This window comes from Sphingobacterium detergens (genome assembly GCF_003610355.1).
Classification (GTDB): Bacteria; Bacteroidota; Bacteroidia; order Sphingobacteriales; family Sphingobacteriaceae; genus Sphingobacterium; species Sphingobacterium detergens.
In genome coordinates, this window is the sequence record NZ_RAPY01000001.1 from 1,956,023 (window position 1) to 1,968,613 (window position 12,591).

General features: G+C 37.8%; 10 protein-coding genes. 1 reads left to right on the forward strand and 9 read right to left on the reverse strand.

The genetic code is table 11. The features are described from left to right. Positions 1–24 precede the first annotated feature (24 nt). The 5 genes from DFQ12_RS08625 to DFQ12_RS08645 all read right to left on the reverse strand — a co-directional run bounded on the left by DFQ12_RS08625 (position 25) and on the right by DFQ12_RS08645 (position 4,815). Positions 25–456, reverse strand: a complete 432-nt coding sequence (locus DFQ12_RS08625) for a hypothetical protein (protein ID WP_147420361.1) — start codon at positions 454–456, stop codon at positions 25–27. A gap of 133 nt (positions 457–589) precedes the next feature. Beyond that, the gene (locus DFQ12_RS08630; RefSeq protein WP_120258530.1) at positions 590–1,948 is read right to left on the reverse strand and encodes a HAMP domain-containing sensor histidine kinase; all 1,359 of its coding nucleotides are present in this window, start codon (positions 1,946–1,948) and stop codon (positions 590–592) included. 28 nt (positions 1,949–1,976) lie between these two features. Continuing rightward, positions 1,977–2,693, reverse strand: a complete 717-nt coding sequence (locus DFQ12_RS08635) for a response regulator transcription factor (protein WP_208642471.1) — start codon at positions 2,691–2,693, stop codon at positions 1,977–1,979. 229 nt (positions 2,694–2,922) lie between these two features. Beyond that, positions 2,923–3,747, reverse strand: coding sequence for a siderophore-interacting protein (locus DFQ12_RS08640; protein WP_120258531.1), 825 nt, complete (start codon positions 3,745–3,747; stop codon positions 2,923–2,925). A gap of 78 nt (positions 3,748–3,825) precedes the next feature. Beyond that, the gene (locus DFQ12_RS08645; protein ID WP_120258532.1) at positions 3,826–4,815 is read right to left on the reverse strand and encodes a helix-turn-helix transcriptional regulator; all 990 of its coding nucleotides are present in this window, start codon (positions 4,813–4,815) and stop codon (positions 3,826–3,828) included. 146 nt (positions 4,816–4,961) lie between these two features. Between DFQ12_RS08645 and DFQ12_RS08650 the strand changes: the two genes are divergently transcribed. Continuing rightward, the gene (locus DFQ12_RS08650) at positions 4,962–5,279 is read left to right on the forward strand and encodes an ABC transporter ATP-binding protein/permease (RefSeq protein WP_120258533.1); all 318 of its coding nucleotides are present in this window, start codon (positions 4,962–4,964) and stop codon (positions 5,277–5,279) included. Positions 5,280–5,759: 480 nt separating this feature from the next. On the opposite strand, the gene DFQ12_RS08655 is transcribed toward DFQ12_RS08650, so the two are convergent. The 4 genes from DFQ12_RS08655 to DFQ12_RS08670 all read right to left on the reverse strand — a co-directional run bounded on the left by DFQ12_RS08655 (position 5,760) and on the right by DFQ12_RS08670 (position 12,577). Continuing rightward, on the reverse strand, positions 5,760–6,890 hold the full coding sequence (locus tag DFQ12_RS08655) for a cytochrome-c peroxidase (protein ID WP_120258534.1): 1,131 nt from the start codon (positions 6,888–6,890) through the stop codon (positions 5,760–5,762). A gap of 37 nt (positions 6,891–6,927) precedes the next feature. Further along, positions 6,928–8,403, reverse strand: a complete 1,476-nt coding sequence (locus tag DFQ12_RS08660; protein ID WP_167457213.1) for a DUF6850 family outer membrane beta-barrel protein — start codon at positions 8,401–8,403, stop codon at positions 6,928–6,930. Positions 8,404–8,485: 82 nt separating this feature from the next. Beyond that, positions 8,486–9,850: a DUF4876 domain-containing protein gene (locus tag DFQ12_RS08665; RefSeq protein WP_120258536.1), complete on the reverse strand. Its 1,365-nt coding sequence runs from the start codon at positions 9,848–9,850 to the stop codon at positions 8,486–8,488. Between the two features lie 15 nt (positions 9,851–9,865). Continuing rightward, entirely contained in the window at positions 9,866–12,577 is a 2,712-nt protein-coding gene (locus tag DFQ12_RS08670) for a TonB-dependent receptor (RefSeq protein WP_120258537.1), read from the reverse strand. Positions 12,578–12,591: the final 14 nt, after the last annotated feature.

The window sequence follows — 12,591 nt, forward strand, 5'->3', positions numbered from 1 at the left end:
TTCTTTAAATAATCAATGTAAAACTTACATTACCGAAATGGGGTGAAGAACATGGTTCTTTAATTTCCGTAATGCTTTCCCTACATCGAAAAAATCACGTGTTTTATTCTGATAGCTATAATTAGCTGGGATCTTGATTTCGTTTACACCCGCCCCTCGCAGGTAATGTTGTAAATAACTGGCGTTGTCGGTTCTTATGATATCCGCATAAATAGTCAGCTTACGGTTCTTAAATCGTTGGCATATTCTTTCGCATGCCTTCAAAAAAGCATCAGACTGAAGTTCATCGAGTTGGTCTTCCACTCCAATAGCTATTAGTTCGCTCGCAGATGTGCTGCTTTTATTACCATAAGCAAGAATTATATCAACTTCTTCAGCTGACGACGATTCAATACTCTGTCTTACAAAATAGAGTGAATCAACGGTAAAATCACTTGGGATTAATATACGTGTCATTTTGGCCATACTTCTTTTGGACAAAAATAGTCGGCACAAATGGCAACGGAATGAAGCTGAAATTAGCTTTTCATTAGAATTTTAAGAGACTTATTAAAATGAGATTAAAAATAACGAGGGAATTAAAATGGGATTAAAACCGAATGTAAGTTGGCAATTCAATCTCTACAGTCGTGCCTTCCCCAACGACGGAATTGACCTTTAATGTCCCACCGTGGAGCTTTATTATATTTCTTGCTAAGGGCAGGCCAATGCCGTATCCATCTATTCCATTGGTATTGGATGCCCGAAAATAAGGATCATAAATATATCCTAATTCTTTTGACGGGATCCCGATGCCCTTATCTTTTATCAGGATAAACACTTTATTGTTTAATGCGCCCAAGGCGATATAAGCAGTCCTATTGGAAGAGTACTTACAGGCATTGCTAATGATATTGGATAATGCAAGCTGGAGTAAAATGGCATTTCCATTGACTTTGAGTCGCATACTGTCATCGGGTAGCAAGCTAAAATCTGTCGTAATTTTAAATTTATCATTAATGGCTTTAACGGTCAGTTCAGCATCCATAACAATCTGGTCTATACGAACAGGATTAAATGTTGTCGAATTGCTTACAAAACCAGTGCGGGCCAACATCAAAAGCGCCTTGGTCTTTTTTTCTAAATGCTCCGCAGATTCTATAATTTTACATAAGGTACGTTGGTATTCTTCCACTGTTCTTTCTTTGGACAGCGCTAAGTCAGCCTGCCCTATAATCGAGGTCAGGGGTGTATTCAATTCGTGTGAAGCATTGCTGATAAAATTTTTCTGGGTTTCAAAAGACGTTTCCAAACGTGTCAGCATGCTGTTGAATGTAAACGCAAGATCATGGAGCTCCCCCTTATATTTTTCTTCATCCAGGCGCTTGTCCAGATTTTCAGAGCCAATCTGCTGGACTTCCTTCATCATGGTCAGGATAGGTTTTAGAAATGAACGTTTCATAAAAACAGAAACCACCAAAATAAAAAGAATACCCAAAATCAGGCTAATAATAAGCAGATTACGCAGATAGGCCAGGTGATGTGTATAGAAGTAATTTTCCGCCGATGCACCGACAATATAATGCTTATTGTTTTTTGAAAAGTACTTTGTCGAATAGAATTGGTGACCTGCTTTAAAATTTGATGTTCCGGTCTTGTTGATTTTATCCCACAATTCAGAATAGAATCCCTGACTTTGAACAATTTTTCCATTCTTATCAAATTCAACCAAAAACTCATGCTGATTGTTCAGACTTTCTATAAAATCCAGACTCCATTGATCTGTTTGCGAAGCGGATTTACTATTGAGGAACTTTTCTGCTGCAATATTTCTTCGCAGATCCAGGCGTTTATAAAAATCGGTGAAAGCAAAGTTTGTGATGGAGTAAAAGATAAAGCCAACGAAACAGCTGACATATATAACTAGTATTGCTATGAGATAGATGAGTTTCCTATTGTAATTATTCATTTTAACCTATTCAGTCTTCTTAATCTATTCAGTCTTCGATTTTTAACACATAGCCCATTCCGATAACGGTATGAATGGCCTTTTTGCTCGTTACCTTCTCGATCTTCTTCCGCAGGTAATTAACATATACATCAACGACATTTGATCCGATATCAAAATTAATTCCCCATATTTTATCTAATAACTCACTGCGCTCAAATACTTTCTTGGGGCTTTGGATAAATAATAAAAGTAAACGATACTCTGTACTGGTCAGGTTAAGTTCCTGACCTTCACAATAGGCAACTTTCTTATAATCATCAATCGTTAGAAATCCATAACTGAATGTATCTTTTGAAGGCTGTGCTTCACGTTGAGTCGCCTGAACAATGGATTGCTGTCTACGGATCAATGAACGTATCCTGGCTTTAAGTTCGATTAACTTAAATGGTTTAGAAAGATAGTCATCAGCGCCATTATCAAGACCAAGAACAACGTTTTCAGGGGTTCCGAGCGCCGTCAGCATCATAACCGGAAGATCAGTATAGCCCCAATGTCTGATCTGTTTGCAAATATCAAGTCCGTTGGTGCCGGGCAAAAGAATGTCCAAAAGAACAAGGGCTACATCTTGTTTGGCCAATAGTTGCTCAAGCCCTTCGGCACGCCCCAGATGAATGACCTTATAACCTTCCTCGCCCAATCCCTGTACGATCAAATCCGCAACGTCTTGCTCATCTTCAACCAGAATAATTTTTTGCTCCTCCATATGCATCATAATGTGTCTTTCCCGTTATCGCTCATCGCCAAACCATAAAAATACTGTTTTGATCCTACAGACACAAATCTCCGCCTAAGATAAACTCGGAGGTCACAATAGATACATCAAAAAAATGATACTTTTAACCATTATCTCATGATAAACAGAAGTAAAAAACTGAAAAACTAGCGTAACTCAAGCAATGAGGCGATAGCAGCGGTCCTGTAGTTAGTCTTATTTATGAATTGACCTCCTCATTCTCATTGTGTCGTTCATTGGCAGATTTATCTTCTGAAACACCGCTTTTCCAATAGGAATAGGCATAAAGTTCCTCCCTCTTCCATGCAAGATCCTTGCGCAGGTAATTGCGTATCTCCCGAACGGTAGAATACTCGGCAGCGATGTAAGCAAAGCGATCTGTCTGAGGAAGAGACTTTATCTTCACCAGATCCGCCAGCAGACTACCTCCTTGTGGAGCATCATTATGCAACCAGATAAATTCTATATTCGCTTTCGTATATAATTTTTGTACGTCCTCCCGACCATGCACCTCAATGATGCAGGTTCCTTTTGCTGATGCTGGTAAATTTTCCAATATTGCACCTAATACCGGAAGTGCCGTTGCGTCCCCCGCTAATAGATAGTTTTCTGTCAGTGGAAATAATTCGGTCTTACCAGCTCTCATAAGGACACCCAATACATCCCCTGGCTTAGATCCTATTGCCCAGGCAGATGCTGGTCCTTCATCCCCATGTGCAACAAAATCTATCCAAATTTCATTACGTCGAAGATCTATCCCCCGATGCGTATATGTACGTACTGTTGGCCGAATACTGTTGTCCATTGGTTTCCATTGCCCTTTTTCAAAATCAAATTCTGGAAAATAGACTTTATTCAATCCCAAAGGGGGGATCAGAATCTTATTGTTAACACCGATGGTTGTGTCCGCGATTTCTGGGACAGCCTCTCCTGTCAGATAAATCCGGATATAATGTGGAGTCACATATTCTTTTCGACTAACAGTCAATTCAGCTTGTATAATTTTCGCTTCAGCTCTACCCATGGTTTTATAAAATTTAAGGATAAATGATCTATCAATTTTTTAATAGCTATTCTTAGCCCGCGTTGTAGGTCGGGTAAACTAGCTGTATGTCTTTTTTAATTTACTTGGTGGAAATCCAAATTTCCGTCTAAAAGCATCTGAAAAATGACGTTGATTTTTATACCCAATGGCATCAGAGACTTCACCAATGGTCATATTTTTGTCTAAAATGAGCTTTTTGGCATGTTCCATTTTTGCATCATTCCAAAAACCGAAAACTGTCGTACCAAACAACTCCTTAAACCCCTTCTTTAATGTAAACTCATTTGTCCCGACCAGATGGGCCAGGTTGACAAGTGTATTGTTTGAATCCATATTATCCAGTAAAAATTCACGGACCGCATAGATTTTATCAACATCAGGCTTTCTGAGGGTCGTGTTCGAAACGCTGTTGTCGGCTAACTGCTCCAACTGAAGCAGCAATAACTCCATGATCTTGGCTTCGAGAAATATTTTTTTAAACACCCCCTTACGTTCACAATTTATGATACTATCAATAAGAGCATGCATTTCATGGGTAATTCTTCTATTAATATCTGTCAATAAGCCAGATTTTCCTTTTTCAATAATATTTCTGAAGTCATTAAATAAGATGGAATTATCGGGTAGAAATTTCTTAAAAAAATCTGGAGACAAATTTATCTCACATAACTGGAATTCTTCACGTTCCCATTGCATCTGGCCACAGATCGAATTGCCGTAAAGGATATTGTGCTGGCAAGTTTCAAAATCTATGGTAGCGGCTAATGTCTCCCCAGCTGCCCGACTTCTACCCTTCAATGCAAAATGCATTTCGACCGTCTCAAAGTCACTTTCAAAACGAAATAGTATCCGTTCATACAGATTTGCATGACCAAAGCCAATATGAATTCCATCAAAAAAGATCTCTTTGTAATAGCCATCACCAAATGGAGCGCCCAACTGTGTGACACATTCCTGGATACCGGCATCGATTGAAAAGAAAGTCTGTGGATAGTTTTTTTCCAACAATAAACTAGCCGAATCAATATCATAAAGTCTTAATCCCATTCCATATTTCTTTAAGGTTCAACTATTCCTTTTCACGGACTTTTTACTCCTCATTACATACCCAACAATGGCACTATACCTATTATCTTTGGCTAAATTACAAATTTATTTAGAATGATTCTTAATTATTTAATACAAATAAGCACATGCAAAAGAAAAAAATTGAAACTAAGCTGCCATTAATTCTGGATATAGACAGCCAGCTGCTCCCAGATAGCATTTATAATAATATCAAAATGGGCAATCCCCTCGCTAGTAAGTTGGACATTATTCTTGCAGCAGAGAAAGCCTTGGTACTGGACTTTGCCTGGGAGTTTCCGAATGGCTTGGATACCTTTGTTGATGATGAACGCTATCCACTTTCGGCCGATCAAAAGCAACGTATCAATTTGGCCCGTATATTTTTGAAAAATGTACGAAATACGACATCTGAAGCTAATATTTCGAGTTCTGATGTATTTTAGTGATCCATCTGCTGGGAGTAGAAAAGGAATGAGAACAAACTGAGAAGGCTGATATTTGACAGCATTTTGATTTCCTATAAATTAAAAAAGACACATAAGAACAAATGCATCGAAACTCGTCTATAAGCCTTCTTATCCCCCCTTATTACACTTTTAAAGTACATTTCCCTTTGTAACAAAATAGTACTTTATCTGTGCTTTATCTGTACTTAGTTAGTACTATATCTGTACTGGGGAATTGCTTTGTCTCATAGGAAGAAATTTAATAGCTATAAAAAGATTATAATAACTATAAAGACTAATTATTCACCAAAACAAAACAGTAAAATTTCCCCCCATTTGAAGAATCAAATGGGGGGGAAATAAAGCCTGTAAACTCGTGGCCTATTCAAGCATTTTTAGGAGGAAAAGATGCTCCCCCCTCAACCCACGACAACAATCCATCTTATGGTCCTTAACTACATCAAGCGCTTATAGACACTACCGCGGCAAGCTTTCAGGACGCCGCATCCGATAGGACGTTGCTGTGATGGCATGTAAAAATGCCTCGATATCTTTTATTTCCTCTTTACTAAGATTCAAAGGTTGCATTAAAGGATCTGTAACTGGATAAAGCGGATCTTTAGCCTTCTGTTCTGGCTTCGCAGAGTTCATTTGCATCCCACTGTTATACATGTTCAACAATCCAGTCATATTCCAGAATAATCCATTATGCATCCACGGATCGGTATTCATTACGTCCCGCAGTGATGGTGTCCTAAAACGTCCTACGTCAGCTGGATCTTTGGTAACCTCATACCTACCCAGATCTTGATATTTACGCTTGTAATAAGTCAGTCCGATGTTATGATAAGCGTCGTCCGTAAAAAATTGACCATTGTGACAATTCATACATCTCGCTTTTGTGCGGAAGAGATGCAGCCCACGTACCTCTTGCTCGGACAGTACTTTATAATTACCATCCAAAAACTCGTCAAAGCGACTACGTCTACTTGTTAAAGTCCGTTGAAAAGCACCTAAAGCCTTTAAAACCTCTGGCATGGAATAATCTTCCTCTCCAAAGGCTGCTAGAAACAGCTTGTTATAGGCCGGTATAGCTTTCAATTTTGGAATCAATTTGGTCAGATCCATGTCCATTTCATGATGTGCTTCAATGGGACCTAGCGCCTGCTCTTCCAGCGACTTGGATCTTCCATCCCAGAACAATTCTTTCCGCGCATACACATTCAGTAGTGATGGTGTATTACGTGTCCCCTCCAAATGATCATTGCCAACCGGAACCGTCAATTTATCAGCCCATGATGTCTGGGGATTGTGACAGCTGCTACAGGAGATCTGATTGCTGCCAGACAGTATCGGATCAAAAAAAAGATATTTTCCCAACTTGACATCCGGCTTTTCCATCAAAGAAAAATAACTTGTATCAACCTTGGGCAGTGATGTAAATTCCTTCCAGCTGACACCAGCATCAATCGTCGGTTTAGGCCACTCGCTTATCGGTCTTCGATAAAGTAACTGCAGTTCTTCATACAATGCTTTTTGTTGATCTTTCATAGATAGTAAACCAACAATTCCAATGATACTGACCAATACTGCAAAATGTTTTTTCATTACCAGTTTTTTTATTACGATTATTATCAAAAATAATTTATAAAGAAAGCCGAATCCCAATTTCCATATTCGTTCTATTTCCAGTTGAAAGAAATTTAGGTTTTATATCATCTTTTAATTCAATAGTACCTGAAGATTTTCGGAGATCTAACTTTGCATAAAATGCAAGGTTGTTTCCCCAAAACCGGTCCTTATATTCTACACCAAATTTTGCACCTAAGTATTGGGTCTTATAATAGTAATAGTCCCAAAAAACAACGTTTTGAATAAAGGTGTTTATGGATAAGGGGCTATATTCCAATGTGGTTTCTGTCGGAATAGTCGCATAAGGTGCAAATGCAAATTGTATAAGTTTCGTGTTGCTTTTTTGCAAATATAATCTTAGAGATGGCTCAACACGCATTTGTCCCACTTCAAAGTCGATCGCCTGCAAGAGATCTTTTCTATTTTCCGTATAGTAGGTGACAAGAAAACCTAATTCCTTCGCTAGCTGATGATGTCTATGCCAAAGCTTAACATATTGTCCTGTAAGGGAAAGAGTGCTAACTTTATAATTGACTTTATTTAGGCTACCCGTAGTCAATTTGTTACCATCAACACCTTTATTATATTCGCCATCGAAAATCAATAATTGCTGCCCCTGATCAGCATTATATTTGACTGCATCTACGAAAAATTTAATGGTACTTTGATCATAAATAGCCAAAGGGCCGCTATAAAGAACAGACTTCTTAGAATAATTTTGGTTTGTATTGTGATATTGTTGATATTCAATCTCTGTTTTGGTATGCCAGCTATAAAGCTTTTTAAGGTACTGAATCCCTACCCCTTTATAGTTATCGTATTTAAAATTAACTCTTGTCGTATCTTTTTGACGTGTCGTCCCGTATCCATAATTCATATAATACATTCGATCTGGATACAGATTTGAAGATTGAAAATCCATGTTTTTGTATAACAAAGAAACATTTTCATCTGCACGCCCAATTATTCCATATAGCCCCAATGTGCTTTTCGGAAAATTTAAGGTAACACCAGGTTTGACTTTCAAAGTAAATCTATTAGATTTTAAGCGCGGATCCACTGTACCTGCACTCCAATGTCGATGGTAATCCACTTGGAGAAATGGCTGTACTGAATGAGCTAATTCATATCCGAGTGAAGCATTTAGCTGATAATTTTGACGCTGATAGTCACCACTTTTATTTGCGTAAGGATAATAAGGGCTTAAATCTTCTAATCCAGAACGAAGGCTATTTGCCAAACTATCTTCGCGGATGGAGTTGAACGCAAATTTTGCTCCCAATAAGAACTTTCCCAAACGATTGAATCCATTGGCTTGAAAACTTGTTATCACACCGTTGTAGGCTTGTTGGGCCTTTCGAAATCCTCCCTTATTCATTTGATAAGCAACTCGAACATCACCATAAGACATCAATGAATCTCTTTGAAGAAAAGCGGGTCTCAAAAGACTGCGTTCAACTAAATGATGATCAATGGTATAACTATACACAGAATCCTTTTTACTTTGAGCAGAGCTCAAAGTAAAAAGGGAAACCAAAAATATTATAGCAAAAATGTTCCGCATATGGATTCTAATCTATAAATGATGCGTCTGTTTTGGTTGGATTGGCACGTTGTAGCACACCAAAATCATTTGACGAATTGTTTGTATCTTTAAGAATACGTCTATTCCCAATTTTCCTTTCGGTCCTACGGACGACGGACTGACTAGAGTAAGCTCCTCCAGGTACAGATATTGCTCCTGCATCAAATTTTTGTGGTAAACGACGTGGAATTTGATCAGCTACAACAGCGTCCTGAATTTCAACAGCATCCAAGATAAACCTTGCCGGCATTTGAGCATAACGCACAGTACTCGTTGTAACAGCTTTTACAGTTGGAATCGCAAATGAGGGAATATTATTTAAATCAAAGGTTCCATCGACTTTCATCAATACAAAAGATTCTCTAGCCTGTGGCGGGAAATACATATCACGCATACTTAGGGCAAGAAAAACCTCTAAGTTTGTAACGGATGGATTATCTACGTCATTCGCGAATATCGTTCGCCCAGGCTGAATTTTCTGTTCGTAAGGATACAACCAGGCTTCAAAATCAGCTTTACTCAAATCCACTGTAAGTTCAGGCCTCTGAGCACCGATTATTTTCCCGTTGTTGTCGGTATATGAACCAGCATGATTTAAGGCCGAACCAGCGATAATTATACTTTTCCCCGATTCGACAGGATATTTTTTACCCGTCCCATCACTTGGAATCATAAATATTCCTTTGGCATAGACATAATCTTCATTTGCATTATTAGACACGGTCATATTAATAGACTTGCTCCAATCATACTGATTGTTGCTTAGGGAATATTCGTCTGTTTTATTATTCGGTTTTCCATATGCTAATACCACAAGTAAGCTATCCGCATACAACATTTCATCCGAGTTATTATAAATCTCAATAAAATTATCCCGGTTAAGAGCCGCATCCTTGGTATCTGATCCGGCATAGTAGATCTGCTTAATAACAAAACCGCCAATAGGTTCACTGGTCACTAAGCGAATATTAAAGTCCTCATTAGCAAACAAAGCTTTATCAGCCAAAGCATAGTTCAGATAAAAAATAGATGTGCGATTTACACCCGTCAATTTGGTATATTCTTCTGCTGAGATTGCCAACGAGACATTGATACTATAATTACCTGGAGCAATATTATTCAATGCAATTTTACCTTTTGCATCTGCTTGAATTTTGTAGGAACTGCTATTACCTTTATTTATCAACGTAATTTCGGCCTTGTCGTAAGGTACCTCAAACCAAACCTCCTCAGGGTTTACCGTTAGTTGTACGTTCACTTTTATTGGCTGTACTTCGTCAATGTCTTTTTTACAACCTCCAAATAAGGCTAGTATTAAGGAGAAAAATAGTAAAATATAATTCTGTTTCATAGTATATAGTATTTGTTAAAGTTTAATTGATATTCCGCCTGTAATGCTTAAAGGGCTATTGTATGTGACAATTACGTCCTGGTTAGTATTGGGATCCCGATACGAACTAGTGGGTTGTACATTAAAGGTATTGTAGGCTGTCACAGCAATGCGGATCTTTTTGCTGATTTCCTTGGCAACTGACATTGAGAAATTCATATAAATAATACGTTGCTGGCCATCGAACAATTCTAGTCCACGAATAGGAAGAGAGGACGCCAAATCGTTGTTTATTAACACTTGTTTCATATTAGCATCCAAATAACCTACCGGTTTTTGAAAATTGTCATTATAGTTCCGTTTATAGCGATTCTTCCAAAAAATATCTGTATTGGTCATGATGACAAATCCGATAGTGGGAATGTGCGTGGTAGTGTTTAACTTACTTGTCAGTACATATCGTTTCCCTTGGTTACTGGGTTGATACAACAGATAAGAAATTGGCTGCCCATTGATTTGAACTGGAGAGGATAAATCTATTGCCTCCAGTATCTTATCGTTTTGTTCAGATAAAATATACGAAGTACTGGTGGAAAAGCTCGTACGGATAAATTTGATTTCCTTAAAGGCTAAGGACCAATCAAAACCGTAGGTATAGGAGTTTTTAAAATTTTCAATCTTATTATATGACTTGTCATAATAATCAATGTATCTTCCAGTCTCCTGATATACAATTTGATTTAGACTCTCATTATAATGGTAATCAAATATAGGCAAATGAAATGGTTTGTAGACCTTGACGGAATTGAAACCATTGCTGTTATTTTTATAATAAGAATTGATACGGGATGTAATCCAGTGATTTTTGAATTCTATATTAAATTCAGCGCTCTCAGATTTACTAGATTTTAAGTTTTCATTCTTAGTAATAAATTTCTCTGTATACACTAAATATAAGGAACTCTGGGAGTTCTGCGCAATAATAAGTGGAACATCTATCCAGGAAGGTGATGGATAGCGATGCGCTAAAGTTGGAGATTTGGTTGCAACTCCAAAGGCAGCACTTAACGCCCACCTCTTATCTAAAACAATCCTTGTATTTAATCGTGGCTGAAAGCTGGTGCTTCCATTTTGATTATCAAAACGAACACCAAAATTGCTATTAATTTTTTTACCAAACAGCTTATAATGAAAGTTATCTGTAATGTATATACCCGTATTGATTAAAGCGGGATTAAGCTCAAAAGAATAAGGTCTAATATTTTGGTTGTTAAAATTGATAAAACGCGGTCTATCCGGGTCAGAAATAATCCCTCGCCCACCATTGTTTGCATAACTCCCATTAAACCCATACAATAGACTGTGAAAAGTCTTACCTATTTGAAACCTTTTTGTAAATTTTAAACTTGTGTTTGCTGTTATAGGTTTTCCGATAATCTCTTCCTCAGCGAGATATTGCGAATTAAGTAATATTCCCTCGTATATGCCAGTGGTATCTTTTGCAGTATAAGGTTTGTTGCCTTGATTTAATAACCATTGTGCAAAGCTCTCTTGCTTGCGGATAGAATAAGAAAGCATGAAATTGATTTCGTCAAAAAATCGTGTGCTATAGTTCAATTGGGTTGTGTTTGAAAAGCGGAAACCGATTTCTTTTGAATAATATTTTCTTCTTGAATTATCATCCGGATCCTGTTTTGCATCATCTATTCTCATGTTAAAATCTAAGCTTAACTTATTGCGAAGCTTACGTGACGCCACCGTGTTCCAACGCAATGAACCACCATAGCGTCTATATTCCTGCACCTTATCTTGGGGGTTAGAGTTCGAAATAGCATAGTTTAGGTCTGTAGTTATCCCCCCCAAATTTTTAGGAAGACCAAACCCCTTATTGAGTGAATAATTACGAGAGCCATCATTTATATTTGTTGAAAAGTGCAGTGGCGAATTTCCTGTTTTTCTTTCGATTAAAATTGCACCATCAGTTAATTCGCCATGTTCTGCAGAAGCTACACCTTGAATTACCTCAATTTTCTCAATAGACTCTACAGGTATTTCTCTTAAATCCACTCCCCTAAATGGTACATCTGCCGCATTTCCACTGGTTACGGCAGGAAGCACAGACCCTGCCATTCCCCGTTGTCCTACGGGCCGTGATTGCATATTAGCATCATTTGAAAGCCGCACCCCATCTATTATTATAGGTATCCCTAGTGAATTATTAAGACTATTGCTCTCATCAAGGGTGTTTCTCAGATTCAAAGTCTGCGGTGCATTGATATTAGGAGCTGTCATTTGCTTGCCTGGCAATGTGTTCAACACATCCATCAGACTAAACGCCTGAACCCTTTCTATAGCCTCCTCATCAAACACAATGGAAGAAATGGAATTTTTATTTTGTTTAAATATCTGGTTTACATTAATCTCATCTAAGGTTAAACTATTGTCCCGGAGTATAAAATCTAAATTCTCTTTTCTTTTTCTTACATCAACCCACAACTCAACCATTTTTTTCCCTACATAGCTTACGGATAATAAAACACTATCACTATAGTTTTTGACTGGAATAATCAAATTAAAATCGCCTTTTGCATCCGTCTCACTAGTGAGATCAAATGAATTAATGGAGACAGTTGCGCCACTTAGAGGTCTTCTCTTTTCATCTAACACTTTCCCCCCAATAGCTGTATGCTGAGCATGAACTATAATGCTACAGAAAACAAAAATTAATATAAAAAAAGTCTTTTTCATAAGCACGAACAAAA